The 19,732-nt window shown below is 64.3% G+C and carries 16 protein-coding genes and 2 tRNA genes; 9 read left to right on the top strand and 9 right to left on the bottom strand.

Annotation, left to right across the window (positions count from 1 at the left end; genetic code table 11):
- The first annotated feature begins 61 nt into the window (after positions 1-61).
- The 5 genes from recF to ABZS43_RS17440 all read left to right on the top strand — a co-directional run bounded on the left by recF (position 62) and on the right by ABZS43_RS17440 (position 8,760).
- Positions 62-1,378, top strand: a complete 1,317-nt coding sequence (gene recF, locus ABZS43_RS17420; protein ID WP_355036903.1) for a DNA replication/repair protein RecF — start codon at positions 62-64, stop codon at positions 1,376-1,378.
- A 490-nt stretch (positions 1,379-1,868) separates the two neighbouring features.
- Positions 1,869-2,435, top strand: coding sequence for a DUF721 family protein (locus ABZS43_RS17425; RefSeq protein ID WP_355036904.1), 567 nt, complete (start codon positions 1,869-1,871; stop codon positions 2,433-2,435).
- Between the two features lie 529 nt (positions 2,436-2,964).
- Positions 2,965-5,004 carry a DNA topoisomerase (ATP-hydrolyzing) subunit B gene (gyrB, locus tag ABZS43_RS17430; RefSeq protein WP_355036905.1) on the top strand — a complete coding sequence of 680 codons (2,040 nt, stop codon included), beginning with the start codon at positions 2,965-2,967 and terminating at the stop codon, positions 5,002-5,004.
- A 57-nt stretch (positions 5,005-5,061) separates the two neighbouring features.
- Positions 5,062-7,572 carry a DNA gyrase subunit A gene (gene gyrA / locus ABZS43_RS17435; RefSeq protein ID WP_355036906.1) on the top strand — a complete coding sequence of 837 codons (2,511 nt, stop codon included), beginning with the start codon at positions 5,062-5,064 and terminating at the stop codon, positions 7,570-7,572.
- Between the two features lie 39 nt (positions 7,573-7,611).
- Positions 7,612-8,760, top strand: coding sequence for a DUF3566 domain-containing protein (locus tag ABZS43_RS17440; RefSeq protein ID WP_355036907.1), 1,149 nt, complete (start codon positions 7,612-7,614; stop codon positions 8,758-8,760).
- Between the two features lie 91 nt (positions 8,761-8,851).
- Here ABZS43_RS17440 and ABZS43_RS17445 read toward each other — a convergent pair whose 3' ends face one another.
- Positions 8,852-9,214, bottom strand: a complete 363-nt coding sequence (locus ABZS43_RS17445; protein ID WP_355036908.1) for a GntR family transcriptional regulator — start codon at positions 9,212-9,214, stop codon at positions 8,852-8,854.
- A 224-nt stretch (positions 9,215-9,438) separates the two neighbouring features.
- Between ABZS43_RS17445 and ABZS43_RS17450 the strand changes: the two genes are divergently transcribed.
- The 4 genes from ABZS43_RS17450 to ABZS43_RS17465 all read left to right on the top strand — a co-directional run bounded on the left by ABZS43_RS17450 (position 9,439) and on the right by ABZS43_RS17465 (position 12,173).
- Positions 9,439-9,512: transfer RNA gene (locus ABZS43_RS17450), tRNA-Ile, on the top strand.
- A gap of 157 nt (positions 9,513-9,669) precedes the next feature.
- Positions 9,670-9,742 (top strand) — tRNA-Ala (locus ABZS43_RS17455).
- A 114-nt stretch (positions 9,743-9,856) separates the two neighbouring features.
- Positions 9,857-11,104, top strand: a complete 1,248-nt coding sequence (locus ABZS43_RS17460; protein WP_355036909.1) for a tyrosine-type recombinase/integrase — start codon at positions 9,857-9,859, stop codon at positions 11,102-11,104.
- 85 nt (positions 11,105-11,189) lie between these two features.
- Positions 11,190-12,173: a hypothetical protein gene (locus ABZS43_RS17465; protein ID WP_355036910.1), complete on the top strand. Its 984-nt coding sequence runs from the start codon at positions 11,190-11,192 to the stop codon at positions 12,171-12,173.
- A 114-nt stretch (positions 12,174-12,287) separates the two neighbouring features.
- Here the strand turns inward: ABZS43_RS17465 and ABZS43_RS17470 are convergent, their stop codons facing one another.
- The 8 genes from ABZS43_RS17470 to ABZS43_RS17505 form a co-directional block, all read right to left on the bottom strand.
- Entirely contained in the window at positions 12,288-13,556 is a 1,269-nt protein-coding gene (locus ABZS43_RS17470; protein WP_355036911.1) for a helix-turn-helix domain-containing protein, read from the bottom strand.
- A 755-nt stretch (positions 13,557-14,311) separates the two neighbouring features.
- Complete coding sequence (locus ABZS43_RS17475; RefSeq protein ID WP_355036912.1) at positions 14,312-14,677, bottom strand: hypothetical protein; 366 nt, start codon at positions 14,675-14,677, stop codon at positions 14,312-14,314.
- A gap of 170 nt (positions 14,678-14,847) precedes the next feature.
- Positions 14,848-15,012, bottom strand: coding sequence for a hypothetical protein (locus ABZS43_RS17480; protein WP_355036913.1), 165 nt, complete (start codon positions 15,010-15,012; stop codon positions 14,848-14,850).
- Positions 15,013-15,037: 25 nt separating this feature from the next.
- On the bottom strand, positions 15,038-15,412 hold the full coding sequence (locus tag ABZS43_RS17485) for a hypothetical protein (RefSeq protein WP_355036914.1): 375 nt from the start codon (positions 15,410-15,412) through the stop codon (positions 15,038-15,040).
- A gap of 50 nt (positions 15,413-15,462) precedes the next feature.
- Positions 15,463-16,230, bottom strand: coding sequence for a class IV adenylate cyclase (locus ABZS43_RS17490; protein ID WP_355036915.1), 768 nt, complete (start codon positions 16,228-16,230; stop codon positions 15,463-15,465).
- Entirely contained in the window at positions 16,158-17,177 is a 1,020-nt protein-coding gene (gene galE, locus ABZS43_RS17495; RefSeq protein WP_355036916.1) for a UDP-glucose 4-epimerase GalE, read from the bottom strand. Before galE ends, ABZS43_RS17490 begins: the two co-directional genes overlap by 73 nt.
- A complete protein-coding gene (locus ABZS43_RS17500) occupies positions 17,174-18,205 on the bottom strand; it encodes a hypothetical protein (protein WP_355036917.1) in 1,032 nt (343 codons plus the stop codon). Before ABZS43_RS17500 ends, galE begins: the two co-directional genes overlap by 4 nt.
- A gap of 1 nt (position 18,206) precedes the next feature.
- Positions 18,207-19,562 carry a phosphomethylpyrimidine synthase ThiC gene (locus tag ABZS43_RS17505; RefSeq protein WP_355036918.1) on the bottom strand — a complete coding sequence of 452 codons (1,356 nt, stop codon included), beginning with the start codon at positions 19,560-19,562 and terminating at the stop codon, positions 18,207-18,209.
- Between the last annotated feature and the right edge of the window lie 170 nt (positions 19,563-19,732).

Consider the following 19,732-nt stretch of genomic DNA (forward strand, 5'->3'; position numbering starts at 1 on the left):
GCACGAACGGGTTCCGCGCGGGACGAGTCCGGATCGGACTCCGGGCGTGGCAGGGTAGCGCATGTTCATCCGAGCGCTGTCGCTGCGTGATTTCCGCTCCTGGGAACAGGCCGAACTCGAATTATCCCCAGGCCGAACGGTTTTCTTGGGATCGAATGGCAACGGTAAGACCAACCTGCTCGAGGCGGTCGGATATCTGGCCACCCTTGGCTCGCATCGGGTCGCCGCCGACGCACCTCTGATCCGCATGGGCGCCGCCCGCGCCCGTATCGGCGCAACGGTCGTCAACTCCGGGCGTGAACTACGCATCGACCTGGAGCTGAACCAGGGTTCGGCCAACCGGGGGCAGATCAACCGTTCACCGGTGCGCCGGCCGCGGGAAATCTTGGGGATTCTGCAGACTGTGCTCTTCGCGCCGGAAGATCTGGCGCTGGTCCGCGGCGATCCGGGGGAGCGCCGCCGTTATCTCGACGAGTTGTGTACAACTCGGCTGCCGAGACTCGCCGGTGTGCGCGCGGATTACGACAGGGTGCTTCGGCAGCGTTCTGCCCTGTTGAAAACCGCTGGGCGACAGGCGAGATCGAAATCCGACTTGAGCACCCTCGATGTGTGGGACGGACATCTCGCCGAACATGCCTCGGTGTTACTGGCCCAACGGCTGCGTCTCGTACACGACTTGTATCCCTATCTGGCCCAATCGTATCGGGCCATCGCACCCGAATCCCGCTCGGCCGCAATCGGTTACCGCAGCTCCTATCTGCCGCCCGAACTGCTCGATCCCGCGCGAGAACCACAGCACGACGACATCGCGTCGCTGGAGGCCATCGTGCTGCGCGAACTCGGGATCGCGCGGCCCAAGGAACTCGATCGCGGGGTCTGCCTGGTCGGGCCCCATCGCGACGATCTCGACCTGATACTCGGTGACGCCCCAGCGAAGGGATTCGCCAGCCACGGCGAATCGTGGTCCTTCGCGCTGGCCTTACGGCTCGGCGCGTTCGATCTACTGCGCGATACCGGCGCCGAACCGGTGCTCCTGCTCGATGATGTGTTCGCCGAACTCGATCGGCGAAGGCGTGCCGCGCTGGCGGAGGTCGCGGTCGGAGCCGAGCAGGTGTTGATCACCGCCGCCGTCGCCGAGGACGTGCCGAGGGAACTAGCCGCGACGCCGATGCGGGTCGAGACGAGCGGCGACGCGGTGCGCCGGACATCGCATATCGCCGAAGCCGACGTGCACGCCACCGCTACCGCGACCACGGGGACCGCCGAGTCCGAGTCCGAGTCCGCCGCCAGGGGCGCTGCCACCGGCACCGCCGCGTCTTCCGCTACCGCCGCGTCTGCCGCCACCGAGGCGGCTGATGCCGAATCCGGGGCAAGTTGAGCTGTGATCGACGTCGACCCCATCGCGATCGGGCGCGAATCTATACACAGAAATCACCAGGTTTATCCACATCTGGGGATGAAATCGGCCGCGACCCCCATCATCTGGTAGTCCCATAGCCTCCCCGGCACTACCGAATCCAGATATCGGAACCATCCCGCAGAAGTGGCGTGGCGCGCCCGCTGTGATGTCGGCCGGCTCCCGTAGAGTTGCCCCGAGATTCGGCGGTACTCGAAACTATGCCCAGTTATCCCCAGCGGCTGTGGATAACTGGGGATGGCCACGGAACACCCGGAGCACACCGGAGACTGCCTCGGTAATCGCCGTAATCCGGTGGAATACGTGGTGACGATGGCGAATGTATGTTCGATACGGGCGTTCGGCGGCGCCGCGACCACGTATTCTCGGGGCCGCGATGACCGGACGGCGGCTGGGGACAAAGTAGGCGGAACTGGGGACAAACCCGGTGTAGGGCGAACGGAGCGTACCGATGACCGAGCAGTCGGAGCGGGGCACGGGCGCCGAACAGCCGGGTGGAGAACCGGAATTGCGCGGCATCGATCTGGCCCGGCGCGCACTCGAAGAGGCCCGTGCCGCCGCCCGTGCCAGCGGCAAATCCGTAGGGCAGGGCCGGGCCTCGCCCAAGCGACTGCGGACCGGGGCGCGGCGGCGCACCGGCTGGTCGGGTGCGCGGCCGGATGAACGTGATCCCCAGCTGTTGTTCACACTGGCCGGATCGATCGCGAAGAATCGCGGATGGTCGACCAAGGTCGCCGAGGGTATGGTCTTCGGGCGCTGGCCCGCCGTGGTCGGCGAGGATATCGCTTCGCATGCCACCCCGGTCACGCTCAAGGACGGCGTGCTGAGTATCGCGGCCGAATCCACGGCCTGGGCCACGCAGTTGCGCATGTTGCAGTCCCAGATCCTCGCGAAGATCAACGCCGCGGTCGGCCAGGGTGTGGTGACCTCGGTCAAGATCTCCGGTCCGACCGCGCCGAGTTGGCGTAAGGGCGAGCGGCATGTCAGGGGCCGTGGTCCCCGCGATACGTATGGGTAGTCGCTCGAACTACGGCGAATATCCGCGACTCGGTGGCGAATTCGCCGGTTTCACGTGGAACGCCTTCCATCCGGCGGTCCATGAACGGGTACGACCGCACACGCGTCGCATCACCGCTTTCGCATCCGGCCGATCCAGTCGGGCTGACCGCAGTTTTCGTCGCGATATCGGTCGGCTTGTATCGCTCGGAGACTCCTCGCCGGAGGCGGCGGCGCACACGATCATCCCGGCCTCCGACGAGTGCGGCCTGAGCGCTCGGAGGCGTTCATCAAACCTCGATTCGGCTGACCGGACTCGTCGCCGGTCGATTTCTTGCAGCCACGGAGCCGTCAGGGGTGTCGTAGGTGCATTGTGGCGCGGGCTTACCAGTAGGATGGTGGAGTAACTAGCGGCGAATTTCGGCGCGTTCCGCACAGCACGCGCGTGGACCCGTATTCCTCGATCGAGTCGGATTCGGGTCGCGCCTGTGTTGTGACGATCGCCGCGCCGGGGATCAGCAAGTAAGGAGAGCTACCGACCAGTGGCTGCCATGGACTCCAACGTATCGGGCTCGACCAACGCGACATCGGGTAAGCAGGACTACGGCGCTTCCTCCATCACAGTCCTGGAAGGGCTCGAGGCGGTTCGTAAGCGCCCCGGTATGTACATCGGCTCCACCGGTGAGCGCGGCCTGCACCATCTGATCTGGGAAGTCGTCGACAACTCGGTCGACGAGGCGATGGCGGGTCACGCCACGAAGGTCGAGGTCACCCTCCTGGCCGACGGCGGCGTCGAAGTGAGTGACGACGGTCGTGGGATCCCGGTGGCGATGCACGCGTCCGGAATCCCGACTGTCGAGGTCGTCATGACGCAACTGCACGCGGGCGGCAAGTTCGACTCCGACTCGTATGCGGTCTCGGGTGGTCTGCACGGTGTGGGTATCTCGGTCGTCAACGCGCTGTCGAGCCAAGTCGAGCTCGAAATCGACCGCGACGGGTTTCACTGGAGCCAGAGTTACAAGGGCGCCAAACCTGGCAAGTTGGTCAAGGGCGAGCCGACTACGAGAACCGGCAACACTACGCGGTTCTGGGCGGACGCGGAGATATTCGAGACCACCACCTACAACTTCGAGACCGTGTCTCGGCGCTTGCAGGAGATGGCGTTCCTGAACAAGGGACTCACCATCAAGCTCACCGACGAGCGCGTCTCCGACAACGATGTCACCGACGAGGTGGTCAGCGAAACCGCCGAAGCGCCCAAGCACGCCGATGCCGAGGCGCCCGCGCCCGCGCAGAAGGTCAAGACCCGCACCTATCACTACCCGGGCGGGCTGGAAGACTTCGTCAAGCACATCAACCGCACCAAGCAGGCGATCCACAACTCGGTCGTCGCGTTCACCGGCAAGGGCACCGGGCATGAGCTCGAGGTCGCGATGCAGTGGAACTCCGGTTACTCGGAATCGGTGCACACCTTCGCCAACACCATCAACACCCACGAGGGCGGTACCCACGAAGAGGGTTTCCGCGCGGCGCTCACGACGGTGGTCAACAAGTACGCCAAGGACAAGAAGCTGCTCAAGGACAAGGACGGCAACCTCACCGGTGACGATATTCGCGAGGGTCTTGCCGCCATCGTGAGCGTCAAGGTCGGCGAGCCGCAGTTCGAGGGCCAGACCAAGACCAAACTGGGCAATACCGAGGTGAAGTCGTTTGTGCAGAAGACCTGCAACGAACATCTCACCCACTGGTTCGAGGCCAATCCGGCCGACGCGAAGACCATCGTGAACAAGGCGGTGTCTTCGGCACAGGCGCGGATGGCCGCTCGCAAGGCCCGTGAGCTGGTTCGTCGCAAGTCCGCCACCGATCTGGGCGGTCTGCCCGGCAAGCTGGCCGACTGCCGATCGAAGGATCCGAGCAAGTCCGAGATCTACATCGTCGAGGGCGACTCCGCGGGCGGCTCGGCCAAATCCGGACGCGATTCGATGTACCAGGCGATCCTCCCGCTGCGCGGCAAGATCATCAATGTCGAGAAGGCGCGTATCGACCGGGTTCTCAAGAACAACGAGGTCCAGTCGATCATCACCGCGTTCGGCACCGGTATCCACGACGAGTTCGACATCGCCAAACTGCGCTATCACAAGATCGTGCTGATGGCCGACGCCGACGTGGACGGACAGCACATCTCGACGCTGCTGCTGACCCTGCTGTTCCGCTTCATGCGGCCGCTGGTCGAGCACGGGCACGTCTACCTGGCGCAGCCGCCGCTGTACAAGCTCAAGTGGCAGCGCTCCGAACCGGAATTCGCCTACTCCGACCGTGAGCGCGACGGCCTGCTCGAGGCGGGCCTCGCCTCGGGTAAGAAGATCAACAAGGACGATGGCGTCCAGCGCTACAAGGGTCTCGGCGAGATGAACGCCAAGGAGCTGTGGGAGACCACCATGGATCCCGCGGTGCGAGTACTTCGTCAGGTGACGCTCGATGACGCGGCCGCCGCCGACGAGTTGTTCTCCGTTCTGATGGGCGAGGACGTCGAAGCGCGTCGCAGCTTCATCACCCGCAATGCCAAGGACGTTCGCTTCCTCGACGTTTAGCCGGTGTGAATTTCCGCTGCGATCAACCCTTCACGCCAGGCCATCTAAGGAGTCCGCATGACTGAGACCACGCTGCCCCCGAACGGCGGTGCAGGCGACCGGATCGAGCCGGTCGATATCCAGAACGAAATGCAGAACAGCTACATCGATTACGCGATGAGCGTGATCGTCGGGCGCGCGCTGCCCAATGTCCGCGACGGTCTCAAGCCGGTACATCGCCGCGTGCTCTACGCGATGTACGACAACGGCTACCGGCCCGACCGCGGTTACGTGAAATCCGCGCGCCCGGTCGCCGAAACCATGGGTAACTACCACCCGCACGGTGACGCGTCGATCTACGACACCCTGGTCCGCATGGCCCAGCCGTGGTCACTGCGCTACCCGCTTGTCGACGGTCAGGGCAATTTCGGTTCGCGCGGCAACGACGGCGCCGCCGCCATGCGGTACACCGAATGCAGGCTCACCCCGCTCGCGATGGAGCTGCTGCGCGAGATCGACCACGAGACGGTCGATTTCATCCCGAACTACGACGGTCGTTCGCAGGAGCCGACGGTACTGCCCAGCCGGGTGCCGAACCTGTTGATGAACGGGTCCAACGGCATCGCGGTCGGTATGGCGACCAATATCCCGCCGCACAACCTGAGAGAACTCGCCCAGGCGATCTACTGGGCGCTGGAGAACTACGAAGCCGACGAGGAAGACACCCTCGCGGCGTGCATGGAACGGGTCAAGGGCCCCGACTTCCCGACCTACGGTCTCATCGTCGGTGGTCAGGGTATTCACGACGCCTACACCACCGGCCGCGGCTCGATCCGTATGCGGGGTGTCGTCGAGATCGAAGAGGACGCCCGCGGACGCACCACCATCGTCATCACCGAGCTGCCCTACCAGGTCAACACCGACAACTTCATCAACTCGATCGCCGAGCAGGTGAAGGACGGCAAGATCGCGGGTATCTCCGATATCCACGACGAATCCTCCGACCGCGCGGGTATGCGGATCGTGGTCACCGTCAAACGTGACGCCGTGGCCAAGGTGGTGCTGAACAACCTCTACAAGCACACCCAGCTGCAGACCAGTTTCGGCGCCAACATGCTCTCGATCGTCGACGGGGTGCCGCGCACGCTGCGCCTGGATCAGATGATCCGGCACTACGTCGACCACCAGTTGGACGTCATCATCCGGCGCACCCGCTACCTGCTGCGCAAGGCCGAGGAGCGGGCCCACATTCTGCGCGGCCTGGTCAAGGCACTCGACGCGCTCGACGAGGTCATCGCGCTCATCCGGCGCTCGGCCAATACCGACACCGCGCGCACCGGCCTGATGCAGCTGCTCGAGATCGACGAGATCCAGGCGACTGCCATCCTCGATATGCAGCTGCGCCGCCTTTCGGCGTTGGAGCGGCAGAAGATCGTCGAGGAATTGGCCAAGATCGAGGCCGAAATCGCCGATCTGAAGGACATTCTCGACAAACCGGAGCGCCAGCGCGGCATCGTCCGCGACGAACTCGCCGAAATCGTCGATAAATACGGCGACGACCGGCGTACCCGCATCATCGCCGCCGACGGTGACGTCGCCGACGAGGATCTGATCGCCCGCGAGGACGTGGTCGTCACGATCACCGAGACCGGCTACGCCAAACGCACCAAGACCGATCTCTACCGCTCGCAGAAACGTGGCGGCAAGGGCGTGCAGGGCGCGGGTCTCAAGCAGGACGACATCGTCAAGCACTTCTTCATCAGCTCGACCCACGATTGGCTGCTCTTCTTCACCAACAAGGGGCGGGTCTACCGCGCCAAGGCCTACGAGCTGCCCGAAGCCAATCGAACCGCCCGCGGCCAGCACGTGGCGAACCTGCTCGCTTTCCAGCCCGACGAGCGAATCGCGCAGATCATCCGGATCAAGTCTTACGAAGACGCCCCATATTTGGTGCTCGCCACCAAGAATGGCCTCGTGAAGAAATCCAAACTGTCGGATTTCGACTCCAACCGCAGCGGCGGCATCGTCGCGGTCAACCTGCGCGACGAGGACGAACTGGTCGGCGCCGTGCTCTGCTCGGCCGATGACGACCTGCTGCTGGTCTCGGCCCAGGGCCAGTCGATCCGTTTCGCGGCCACCGACGAGGCGTTGCGTCCGATGGGGCGCGCCACCTCCGGCGTGCAGGGCATGCGGTTCAACGCCGACGACGAACTGTTGTCGCTCAATGTCGTTCGTCCCGATACGTATCTGCTGGTCGCCACCTCCGGCGGCTATTCCAAGCGGACCGCGATCGAGGAGTACACCGCACAGGGCCGCGGCGGTAAAGGCGTGCTGACTATCCAGTTCGACGCCAAGCGTGGCACTCTGGTCGGTGCGCTCATCGTCGATGATGACGATGAGCTCTATGCGATCACCTCCGTTGGTGGCGTCATCCGGACGGCGGCGAGACAGGTTCGTAAGGCCGGACGACAGACCAAGGGCGTGCGATTGATGAACCTCGCCGATGGCGATACCTTGCTTGCGATCGCACGAAACGCCGACGAGGACGACCTCGCCGGTGATGACGGCACCGGTTCTCCCAACCAATAATCCATCAGCGGCGGCAAAGAACGGATCTAAGGATTCCCATTGACCACTCCGAATCAGCCGAATGACGAGCGGCAGCACACGAACGGTGTGACCGAACGGATCACACCGTCCCCGATTCCGCCACGGCCGATCCCACGGCCGGTCTCCTCGGCCGAGAACGGGCAGCAGGGTGCGGGGCAACCCGGTCAGGCACCGCAGAGCGCCGCACCCCAAGGTGGCCAGCCGCATGAGAATTCCGGCAAGCAGGGCGAATTCGCGCCCAAGGCGCCCGAGCCGTCGTCGGGCGCCCCCGGCTCGTCGTCGGGCGGGCCAGGCTCGTCGTCGGGCGGGCCAGGCAAAGACGGGTTCGACCAGTCCACGGTACGGATGAACAACCAGGGCGGGCAGCCGCCGAAGCCGTCCGAGGGCGGGGATGCCGCGCAGCAGAGCGGCGGACAGTCGCCGTTCCAGGACGGCTGGTCGCAGTTGCCGCAGCGGGAACCGCAATCCAACCTGTACCGGCCCGGTCAGGCGCCGGTTACCGGCCGTCCGAGCGGGGCGGGCGGTGCGGGTGGGGCTGGCGGTCTCAACGGTGGCGCGACCAACGCGCGCACCACCGCTGATCTCGCCGCCAAGGCGGCCCGCAAAGAAGCCGCGATGGTGAAATCCGTCGGAATCGACGGCCCGACCCGCAGCATCGCGCGGCCGGAACTCATCAAGGACATGCCGGATCTCTCAGAAATCCGGCATCCGCTGCCGCCCAACGAAACCGGCGCCCAGGGACACGGTCACCCGCCGATGTACTCGCCCGCGGTACCGGTCGCGGTCGCCGCGGCTGTCGCCTCCGGCGAACCGTTGCGTGCCACCGTGCAGATCCGACGTATCGACCCCTGGTCGACATTGAAGATCTCGCTGGTCATCAGCGTGGCGCTGTTCTTCGTGTGGATGCTCGCGGTCGGCCTGCTCTACATCGTGCTCGAAGGTATGGGCGTGTGGGAGCGGCTGAACAACACTTTCACCGACATGGTGTCCCAGGACAGCGGCTCGGCGGGCCTGATCGATGCGGGCACCGTCTTCGGCTACGCGGGCGTCGTCGGCTTGATCAATGTGGTGCTGTTCACCGCGCTCGGCACTGTCGGCACCTTCATCTACAACCAGTGCTGCGATCTGGTCGGCGGTATTCAGGTGACCCTCGCGGATCCGGACTAGATCTCTACGTGAACGTACGGCCGGTATCGCTCCGATGGGGCGGCTCCGGCCGTCGTCGTTTCCGGGACGCGCGGTCGAACGACTGACCGCGTCATCCGGCTGCTCCGGTGGCCCGGGCGCCTTCGAGTAGTTCCAACCGGGCGGACAGGTTCGCTGTTTCGGCCCGGAGCCCGCGAAGCTCCTCGCGGATCTGGTCGATTGTCGATCCCCCGGACGTTGCGGGCTGCTCGTCGGCAACGAATACGCCGACAGCAGGCGTTGCGACAACCCAGCCTTCGCTCTGGAGCAGGTGCACGGCCTTCTGGACTGTTCCCAGCGATACGTTGAAGTAGTCGGCGAGCCGGCGGTTTCCGAGAAGCTTCTCACCCGGTCCGAGGCTTGCGGTGCGGATGTCTTGCTTGATCTGCTCGGCTACTCGCTGATAGGCCGCCATTCCGGCGCGCTCGGGATGCATGCGGTCAGCGTACGGCAGCTGACTATCACTGATCTAGATCAGTCTGTGCTCTGATGCACTCTGGTGCAGTCTGATCTATATCAGATGCTCACGTACGTCGCGAAACGGGGGAATATCGAGTGGATGCCGAGCCTTTCAGCGCCTCTACCAGCCGTTTTGGTTGGTGGCGGGAGTGTTGTGTACGCTCAACGCGATGCTTTACCACGCAATGTAAAGCGGAACACGGGCCTATAGCTCAGGCGGTTAGAGCGCTTCGCTGATAACGAAGAGGTCGGAGGTTCAAGTCCTCCTAGGCCCACTCCCGAACATCACAGTAGGGTGGGATGTATGAAAATTCTTCTCACGATCGGTGTCGCGGTCCTGGTTCTCGTGGGAATCACGAAGCTGCGTAAGCGCGAAGACGCGGATCTGTGGCACGAGGTCACCACCCGCTGAACTGTCCGTTCGGGGAATTCGGGGCCTTAGCTCAATTGGCAGAGCACTGCCTTTGCAAGGCAGGGGTTAGGGGTTCGATTCCCCTAGGCTCCACTTTCGGAAGTGCAGGTCAGACACTATTTCGGTAGTGTCGGGCTTGTTCCCCGATCATCAGTTTGTCATCGCAGGCGCTTCTCAGCACGTCGAATCGACAACTGAGAGGCTTCCATGCCCACCCCCCGTTCGAGGCGTCGTGCCGATGGCACCGTGGCCTGGCAGGTGTATTTCCACTACTACGATCCCGAGGGCAAGCGTCGTCAGTCCTCGGCGACCTTCGATGACGTCGAGCAGGCCCAGTGGTGGGCCGCGGTCATCGAACGAGACGGCATCGACGAGGCGCTGAAGGTGCTCGCGGCTCGTCGTCCCACCGGCACCGACGGCGTGACGCTGGTCGACTGGCTGACCCGCTACACGAAACGGCTCACCGGCATTCAGAGCGACAGTCGCGACCGCTATCTGCGATTCATCCACAACGACATCGCGCGGTTCTTCGGCACGATGACCGTGCAGGCGCTCACCCAGGACGACGACGCCGCGTGGATCGTCTGGCTCGAGCAGGAGTTGGGCAATGCGCCCAAGACCATCCAGAACAAGCACGGATTCCTGTCGGCGGGGATGCGCGCGGCCGTCGAGCAGCGCCCGGCACCGCTGATCCCGTTCAACCCCTGCGCGGGGGTGCGGCTGCCGCGCGTGGATTCCCCGGAGGTCGACGTGTTCGACAACGAGGAATGGGAATTGTTCGAGCATCTGCTCGCACCGCGCTGGCGGGCCCAGGCCGAGTTCGGACTGGTGTCGATGGCGCGCCCGAGTGAGATCGGCGCCCTGCTGGTGGGCGATGTCGATCCCGATACCGGTCAGGTGCGGATCACGAAGGCGTGGAAGGACAGCGGGACCAAACGCATCCTCGGTAAGCCGAAGTCCAAACGTGGCGTACGGACGGTGAACGTGCCTCTGGAGTCGCTGGCACGACTCGATCTGGACCGAGCACCTGATGAGCTGCTGTTCCACACCGCGACGAAGGCGCCGGTCACGGCCGTGTACTTCTACAAGAAGGCATGGATCCCGGCGCTGCACCGCTACGACGCGCTGATTCGCGGTGATTTCGGGCCGTTCGGCAGGCAGGCCCACTGGAACGGCGCGGATCCGGAGGATCTGATCGGTCGCTACCCGCGGGCGCTCAAGACCCTGCGTGGCAAGCGGATGACTCCGTACACGCTGCGCCACACCGGGATCTCCTGGAAGCTCCAGGACGGCGTGCCGATGTTCGTGGTGTCCCGCGACGCCGGACACGAGTCGGTGACCACGACCGATCGCCGCTACGGCCATATCGACCGGCGCGCCAGCGAGTCGGCGGCCCTGGTCATCGCCAACCGGCTGCCACGGGTGCGGGCGCAGATGCTCGCTTCGGCTGCCTGACCGCCACCCCCGACGAAGATCCATTCCATTTCATTCCCTTCGTCAGAAACGGAATGAAATGGAATGGATCGGAACGGAATCCGTGATGCTCCAAGCTGTCACTTCCCCTGCCTCCGGCAACGCGCCGGGGCGCTGCCAGTTCCCCGGATGCACCGCCACTGTCGCTGCCCGGCCTCCGGGCCGACCCGGCGCGCCCCGAAGCTACTGCGCCGACCCCGATCACACCGCACAGAAAGCCTTGCGCCTCAAACGCAGAGACACCGATCGCGGCGCTCGATCGACGCCGGTACCGCCCTCTCCACGGCCGATCACCGATGGCACCGCGACCTTGGCCGGTCTGCTGGACCGCTACGGGCAACTGCGCGCCGAATTGGGTGCCGTCGTGAGCGACGCCGCCGAAGTCCTGGCCGACCTCGGCGACCCCGCCCTCGTCGAACGCGAGATCGCCGAAATCCAGCGCGACGCGGCCTCGCGGATCGCGGCTGCCGAGCAGCGCCGTGACAATGCCGAGAAGGCGTCGGCAGAACTACAACGGCGGTACCGCCACGCCGTGGAACTCGAACAACTTGCCCTGGCCGCCGCTGATGAGGCCCACACGAGAGCCGAGGACGCCGACACTCGTCTCGGCGAGGTCGAGCAGCGTAGTGCCGCACTCGTCGCTGCCGCCGAAGCGGACCGGGACGAGATCTACGCCGAGGCCGAGACCGTGCTCACCGAGATGCGCGGCCATCTCGACATCGCGCGCGCCGCGCAAGCTCGCGCCGAAGGCGAACGTGATCAAGTGCGCGAACAGCACGAATCATTGGTCGCGGAGAATCACGAGCTGCGTGCGCAAATGGACGCCCAGCGTGCCGAGCACCGGACTCGGCTCGAACTCCGGGATGTCGAGTATTCCCGGGCGATCACAGCGGCGCACGCGATGGCCGACCGTGCCGCTCGCGAGCATCGTGACCAAGTCGGTGAATTGATCAAGGAGTTCGTGGTCGCCGGTGGCGGCGCGGGAGAGCCGCGAGCCGCTATCAGCAGCGACAGGCCGGACCGATCTGCGCTTGGAGATCCGGAGGGGTGAGTCGCGGGCAAGCGGGCCGCGGTCTATCGAGTCGTCGCCAGGGCCGTCGGTGGTCGTGAGGCGGGGAACATGCCGATGGAAATTCGAGAGCGACCCATCCTTGCCCGGATGTGTCTAGCGCGCGGATGGCCCTCGGGAGGATTGCGGTGGAATCGGCCGTCGGCGATCTCGCGGTCGGCCGGATCCACGATAGGTTCGTTCGGACGTGACGCTGGTTCCGGCGGCTCGACCGGGTGCCGCCACGGCGGCGCGACCGGTGACGTTCAGGGCAGCGGCGATGTCAGCGGCGGTCAGGAACCAGGATCGACCCGCCTTGTGTCCTGGCAGGCGCCCGGTTCGGAGTTGCTGCATGTACCAACGCCGAGATTTGCCCAGTGCCTGAGCACCGACGATCACCGGATAGGTGGGCTCGTGGGTAAGCGCCGGTAGCGGTTGGTGATCTGACGAATCGACCGGAATCGGTGCCGATTTCGTGCCCGACTCCATCGAGCTGATGGGTTGGCGCGCGGCGATGTCCGCGGCGTCGACGTCGGCGTCATGGACCGGTGTGTCCGCGTTCTCTTCGGGTGCTGACGTCGAAGGCGGTGGGCCGGACAACGGCCTGCGAATGAGGGTGATGAGGTGGACGGTCTCGGCTTGGGTGGCGTTGGATATCGTGAGACTGAACGAGGCGGGTTCTCCGGTGATCGGGTCGTTGGCGTGCATCAGATCGCTGATGTCGCGGCCGTAGGCGACGGTGATGCCGGAGGTCCAGTAGGTCATGAAGTCCTCGTTGCGGCTCAGATTCCGCAGGAGGATTCGGGCTTGTTCGGAGTCGCGATATCTGCCGAGCAGGGCACGGATCGACGCTGCGGCGTGCGCCGCTTGACTGGGCCAGTGCAGGAACAACTCACGTGCGTGTGCGCTGAACATCCATTCGGGAATCGAGACGATGTCTTCGAGTCCTGGAGTGACCGCGCGGAAGGATTCGTTGCTGACCAGGACGTTCCACATCGGGTCGATCAACGCCGCGTGGACTCCGCGCCGCTCGAGGTCTTGCAGGTGGAACCTCAATGTCGGGTCGGTGGTGACGGTTCGGCGGAGCATCGCGGTTGGCTCGATGCCGACGGCTGCCGTGCGTAACTCGAGTATGTGTCGGGCCATGAGCGGTCCGACGCGGTAACCCTCGATCATCTGCTCGAGGATGTCGAAACTGGGAATACTGCCACCTGTTTCGATCTCGGCGAGGTACGAGTTGCTCACATGGTGGCGGTCGTAGGCCCTGGTACGGGAGAGTCCGAGTTGCTCTCTGATCTGGCGGCAGGTAGTGGCGAGAGTGGGCATGTGAGCGTCTAGCTGCTGCGCGCGGATGGTCGACGAACGGCTGCGGGGTTTCTGGCCCATCCGGGACCCCCTTTCGGTGTCTTCCGGGATAGGACGCGAGGTGTTGCGTGTGGGGCTGGTGGTGCCTCTTACATAAGTTCCTACCAGAGCGGTGGAAGTCGGGCAATTGAACTTTTGTTGTGGTTATGGCCCGGAAAAATGTTGTTCACGGAAGTTTTCGAGCCGGGCCTTCGGTAGCTGTGCTCGGACGAGGGAAGACGGCACGGCCCGAGTATTGTTCGTGACCTGAAATGGTCGCAAATCGCCTGCATATCGGCCTGGAGCGATGTGTTGCTCCGGACCGTACGGAAATTCCGGTCCGTCGAAACCCTGGCTCCATGGCACTTTCGGGGTTTCGATGGGGTGGTCAGGTCCATATCGCTCGAAAGGATTCGTATGTTGGCCATCACTCGGGAGAGTGGTGCTACTGCGAGACTGTGGGCGTTGCGTCCGGATCGTCGGTCGCGGCGTCGGCATTGCCGGTGGTTGCTCACTCTTCCAATGCCATCGTGCTGAGAAACGCTCTCCTGGAGGTGGATCACCTCCAGGAGATGCGATTCCAGGCGTGGAGGAGGCACGGCATCGCGAGCTTGTGGGATCTATGAGCCGGGGTCCGGATCAGCCTGTACCGATGAATGAGACCACCTGAACTACAGTCCTGTGCGCCCAGGTGAGAGGGCTGGAAGGGATCGCAGAATGACTTGAAATGCAAGACCCGGCAGCCAATGCCGGGTTTTGCATCACTCTGCGTCAGCTCCCAGGCTGTCTATGGACTATCAGCAGGGGCCGGGGATCCGATGCCGCTGCTGATCTGCAATCAACCATGAAAGAGCTCCGAATCCGGCACCGACCAACGCAGCAGGGATGGCACCGATGATGAAGATGGGCAGTCCGGCGAGGGCACCGATCGCGGCACCGATACCGGCCCGGAGTTCCATTGTGTCCCCGGGCATCATGCACATCGATACCGGCCGACCAGTCGCGTCAACGGTGACCAGGATGGCGGCAGGCGCTGCGGCTGCCTCGGTGGTCACGGTGGTCACGGTGGAGATCGCAGCAGTCGGCGCTTCGGCGTTGGCGGTCGCTGCGCTGGTCCCGGCGATCAGGGTGGTCGCGAGTATGGCGGTGGTGAGCAGTTTCATGGCATCCCTTCTATCGGTGCCGCAGAACGACATTCATTTCGCAGAAGTCGTGTCGGGCGGTTACTGAGCAACCGGCTCCACGCCTGCAGGCACGTCGAAGACGATAACCTGTGCCGGGCTCAGCTACCGGGTGGTTGCATCATCGGGACTGGGCAGGATCGGTGAGGCGATTACAGATCGCGCACCGCGGTGAGAGCACGCAGGACTGCCGAGATGACATCGGGTTCGTCGATCGCGGGAGTCGCGAGGATGAGCGCACGTGCCTGGGCGATGTCGAATTCCTGCTGTTCGCGGGTCGGCGTCACGTCGCCGCGGTCGCGGGTGTCGTCGGTCAAGGTCTGTTCCTCGTGGTCGAATCAGCTACAGGATGGGGCGTGTGCCGTGCCAGCCGGTGGGAAGTTCGATCCGTAGCGCCCGGATCTCGGCGATGAGGTCGGCGTATCTCTGCTGGACTTCGGCCCAGTGCACCGCGGCCTCGTGGCGGAGTTGTTCGGTGTCGCCGTGGCGCAGCGTCCACTGCGCCTGCGCGTAGGTGTGGGCGACGTGGCTGATGACGGCGCCGAGGGTGTGGGTGTGGCGACGTGCGCCGATCGGGCGGGGCAGGTGCAACCGCGACCAGTGATCTATCGAGGCGATGACTTCGTGGATCTGGGCGTGCGTGGCCGCTGCGTCGAAACCTCGCGGGCAGCATTCGTCGAGACGGCGGCGGATTGGTAGACCGGACTTCCCGACCACCAAGAAGCCCACACCGAGCGGTAGCCGCCAGGTGCGGGGCTCTTTGGTGCCTAGGCGCGGTGTTCGAGCGAAGGTTCTACCGGCGGGGCCTCGAACAAGAGCGTTGGTTCGGTGAGGATGTCGCGGTTGGTCTCACTCTTGTAAATTCCGTCCACGCTGCCGAACCTGGCTTCGTTGTAGTCCAGATCCAACCGTGAAGCCGCCAAGCGCACAGCGTCTTCGCTAGGGCCTTCGATTTCGAGGAACGTCGGCAGGCCGGGCCATGTATCGAGGTCGAACACGAGGTCGCCGAACTGCCACTCTTCGCGGTAGTTCTCCTGATACCTGACCTCGTGCAGGCCCAGCTTGACCAGGATCTCCACCATCGCATCGAGGTCGCCTACAGTCGTTTCGATTTCGGTGGTGCCGTCGATCGTGGTGGCGTCGGTCACCTGCTTGAGGGTCAGTGTGGAGCGAGATCCCTCGTTGCGAAGGCGAATCCACGCACCGTGGTCCAGCGAGTCGTCCTCGAAGATTTGCGCGTCAGTAGCGTTCGCGAGAACGACTGCTTTGCACCGAGGTTCGTCAACTTCTGCCGCAAGGCGTCGACATCTACGGAGAGGAACTTGGCTTCGTATTCGTGCTTCATCGTGGTCGTGTTCCGCCTTCCCTCTGATACTCGGGCTGCCGCTGGCGATGAGCAGCCCCATCCGGTGTTTGTGGTCGCGCAGCTGGCCGATATGCGGGCGTTCGGTGAAAACCTCAGTCAGTGAACTTGGCCCTGTCCCGCCGGAATCATCGACGAATCCGTAGTCTCCGGGTGTTGGTGGAATCGCCATGCGTCACGGACGATGTCGTGGATGTTGGGTATTCGGGGTGTCCAGCCGAGTTCGCGTTGGGCGCGGTCGGAGGATGCGTACAGGGTGGCGGGGTCGCCTGGACGTCGGGGGGCGATCTCGATGTCGAAGGGGATACCGGTGACGTCTCGGATCGCTTGAATCACTTGAAGATTAGTGAATCCGATGCCGTTGCCAAGGTTGTAGATCTTGTGTTCGCCGGGGTGGATGGTGCCGAGGGCGAGTAGGTGGGCTCGGGCGAGGTCGGTGATGTGGATGTAGTCGCGTACGCAGGTGCCGTCGCTGGTGGGGTAGTCGTCGCCGAAAAGCGAGAATTTGTCGACGCGTCCGAGTGCAGCGTCCAATGCCAGTGGGATCAGATGGGTTTCGGGATTGTGGCGTTCGCCGATCATGGTGCCGTCGCCGCAGTCGTGGGCACCGGCGACGTTGAAGTAGCGCAGGGAGATCGCACCGAGTTCGTGAGCGCGGGTGTAGGTGGCGATAGCGCGGTCGATGGCGAGTTTGGTGTCGCCGTAGGTGTTGACCGGGTTGGTCGGTGAGGTTTCGACCAGCGGCAGTTCGGCGGGTTCGCCGTAGACCGCCGCGGTGGAGGAGAACACGAGCTTGCGTACTCCGGCGATCTGCATGGCGTCGAGCAGGGCGAGGGATGCGCGAGTGTTGTTGTCCCAATGCCATTCCGGGTGCTGCATGGACTCGCCTGCGGCGATGAGTCCGGCGAAGTGCAGAACGGCCTCGAATCCGGCGTCGGGTGTGAGGATATCGGCGATGTCGTGGACGCGGGATCGGATGAAGGTCGCTGCCTCGGGGATTTGGTGGTCGTTGTTGCGGGACAGATCATCGACCACGACGACTTCGTGTCCGGCGTCGAGGAGGAGTCTGGTTACGGTGGCGCCGACGAAGCCTGCTCCTCCGGTGACCAGGAGTTTCATCTGACCTGCACTTTCATGGCGAGTAGGTGGTCGTGGATGTCATGGCGGTGGGCGCGGAAGTAGTCTTCGGGGCTGGGGCGCGTGGTGCTGCCGGTCCAGCCAGTGATGCGTTGCCAGGTGCGCTGCTTCACCGTAGTCAACGCGGCCGGGTCTGGCGTCGCCAGCCAGGCCCGGGTCATGGCGCGCGCGAGTTCGTGGACTGTTCGGTGGTGGCGGGCGATGATACGGCCGCTGCTGGTGGTGGCGTAGCGGGTGTGGTTGACCGCGTCGGGTCGTTGTCTGCCGAATTCGTGGTCGAAGCGGGTGAAGGCGCTGGCGAGGTAGGTCCAGAATCGCCCGGGATCGGCGGGTGGAGTTGTGGGGTGGCGGCGCCAGGTGAGTTCGGTGCGCATCTGTTCGGCCAGGTGCGGTGCCATGGGGGCGAAATCGTGGTGGGCGTAGGCGCCGTCGAGCATCGCGGTCGCACGTAGCACCTTCATGCACAGTCGGTTCACCGTGAGGTGGAAATGCGGTGAGGTGTTGCCGGTGCCCCACTGGTTGTGGATGCCGAGCCAGAAGTATGCCTGGGTGTAGTACAGCAGGATTTCGTAGGCGTCGCGGGCATCGAGTATCACCGGCTCGTGGTCTGGGAGTCCGTGCTCGGTGAGGGCCAGGCCGAGATTCTTGACGTCGAATCCGAGCGAGGTCTGAATGGTTCGGTAGTCCCCGAGCGACAGTGTCATGAGATCGACTGTTGGGAAATGGTTTTCGGCCTCTCGCTGCAAGGCCGCGATCGAGGTCGACGGGGCATCGCCGTAGTAGACGTAGAGGAAATCGACGTCACTGACCAGCTGAGAGTTCCCGTCCACCGCGGTGAGAAAGGTCGGTTCACCGCGGGCCAGCGAGCCACCCACGATCAGCCAATCGTCGGGCGGTACCCACTGTCCGAGGTCGAGTAGTGCGGAGGCGACGTGGCGGGAGGCGTAGGCGAGCCCAGCGGAATTGTCGAGGCGACGGGTGAGGCGGTCGGCGAGTGCTTCGGTGTCCACGTCACCCCTCGGTGTCGTCGACGGATGTGGTGGGTCCAATCGTCGGGGTGGGTAGTGGCACGAGACCGGGTGTTGTGGCCGGGACGGGTATCTCCTCGTGGTCTTTCTTGGCGGTGATGTGTGGGCACAGGGTTCCGCAGATGGTGCAGGGTGCGCCTTCTCGGAGTCCGTGGTGGATGAAGACGTTGCCCGCTAGGTCGGGGTAAAGAGCGTGGGTTTGCTGGATGTCCCAGGCGTTGGCTCGCCGAGCGACGCTCAGTGCGCGCTGTCGTGCCAGTTCGGCGGGAAATTCACGGGCGATGTCGAGGGCGGTGATGGCGACGCGGACGTTGCGGATGGCTTCGGCGGTGTCGGTGGCGGTGGGCATGGCGTAGTGCTCGACCTGGGTGATGGATGCGAACATGTCTCCGCCGTACTGTCCGGCGGTGGCGACGCCGAGGGTGTTGACGATGCTGTCGAGGGTGACGGCGTTGTCGACGACCATTGGTCCGGCCAGCCACAACGGTGCGCCGCCGAGGGCCTGCTTGTAGGCCGGGATCAGCTCGCCGATCAAGTTCAGCGGGATATGCCCACCGGCCTCGCACAGGATCTGCACCCCGGCGGCCAGTCCGATTCTGCGGAGCTCGGCCAGCAGTTCGATCTCGCGCCACTTCATGTCATCGCCGGCATCGGCGGTTGCGCCGGGCCGGAAGATATCGCCGAGGTCCAGGACGACGCCGTATCGGCGGCAGATGTCGAGTATGCCGTCGAAGTAGTCGATCAGCGGGTTGTCGCACCGATGTTTGCGCATGTAGCGGGCGATCAGGCCACCCCCACGCGAGGTGGTGGGCATAATTCGCTCCGACTTCGCGCTCAGCTCGGCGAGAACCGGGTTGATACCCGCGTGGACGAGTACGAAATCCACTCCGGGCGCGAGACCGCGTTCGAATCCCTCCAGGAACTGGGCGCGCGTCAACTTCTTGCGGTGGTCGGCGAACAGGTCATAGGTCAGGCACGCGCCCAACGGAACTCCGACGATATCCTTCAAATCGGCTCGCAGAGCTACGCCCTCGGGATTGGTGGTCAGATCCATGACCGCGTCGGGGCCTGCGGCCAGGATCACCGACATCGACTTGGTGATGGCCTGGCGATCGGTGTCGCGCGGGCCCAGCCCGATCAGGCCGGTGACTTTGCGGCGGGTGCCGGTGCCGACGAGCAGCGCTCGAAAGTCGCGCATATGTCTGCTGGCCTCGGAGCGAAGAAACACCATCGTGCCCTGGGCGATAGCCAGAGCCGCCGTTGCCGGGTCGATACTCTCCGTCGCGCAGGCCGCCACGAACTGGGGATCAGTTTCGAGAGTTGCTGTGGGGTAGGGCATGTCGTGTCCTCAGCTCATTCTTCGGATCGCTCCGAATTCGTGTGGAGTCGATCAAATTGACTGGCTAACAGTCGGATTCGACGCTTCAGAAGGTCGTGATGGTCTGTTGTCATCCGCGTCGAGCGGGATGCGCGTTCGACGCGGAATGGTTCGATGCGCGGGCGTCGGCT

The organism is Nocardia sp. NPDC005366 (genome assembly GCF_040606855.1).
Lineage (GTDB): Bacteria > Actinomycetota > Actinomycetes > Mycobacteriales > Mycobacteriaceae > Nocardia.

Excerpts from the sequence above, each read along its gene's own strand:
- recF (WP_355036903.1), top strand. The coding sequence starts at position 62 with ATGTTCATCCGAGCGCTGTCGCTGCGTGATTTCCGCTCCTGGGAACAG.
- ABZS43_RS17475 (WP_355036912.1), bottom strand. The coding sequence starts at position 14,677 with ATGAAACTGCTCACCACCGCCATACTCGCGACCACCCTGATCGCCGGG.
- ABZS43_RS17425 (WP_355036904.1), top strand. The coding sequence starts at position 1,869 with ATGACCGAGCAGTCGGAGCGGGGCACGGGCGCCGAACAGCCGGGTGGA.
- galE (WP_355036916.1), bottom strand. The coding sequence starts at position 17,177 with ATGAAACTCCTGGTCACCGGAGGAGCAGGCTTCGTCGGCGCCACCGTA.
- ABZS43_RS17505 (WP_355036918.1), bottom strand. The coding sequence starts at position 19,562 with ATGCCCTACCCCACAGCAACTCTCGAAACTGATCCCCAGTTCGTGGCG.
- ABZS43_RS17470 (WP_355036911.1), bottom strand. The coding sequence starts at position 13,556 with ATGGGCCAGAAACCCCGCAGCCGTTCGTCGACCATCCGCGCGCAGCAG.
- ABZS43_RS17490 (WP_355036915.1), bottom strand. The coding sequence starts at position 16,230 with ATGGCGATTCCACCAACACCCGGAGACTACGGATTCGTCGATGATTCC.
- gyrB (WP_355036905.1), top strand. The coding sequence starts at position 2,965 with ATGGACTCCAACGTATCGGGCTCGACCAACGCGACATCGGGTAAGCAG.
- ABZS43_RS17445 (WP_355036908.1), bottom strand. The coding sequence starts at position 9,214 with ATGCATCCCGAGCGCGCCGGAATGGCGGCCTATCAGCGAGTAGCCGAG.
- ABZS43_RS17460 (WP_355036909.1), top strand. The coding sequence starts at position 9,857 with ATGCCCACCCCCCGTTCGAGGCGTCGTGCCGATGGCACCGTGGCCTGG.
- ABZS43_RS17465 (WP_355036910.1), top strand. The coding sequence starts at position 11,190 with ATGCTCCAAGCTGTCACTTCCCCTGCCTCCGGCAACGCGCCGGGGCGC.
- gyrA (WP_355036906.1), top strand. The coding sequence starts at position 5,062 with ATGACTGAGACCACGCTGCCCCCGAACGGCGGTGCAGGCGACCGGATC.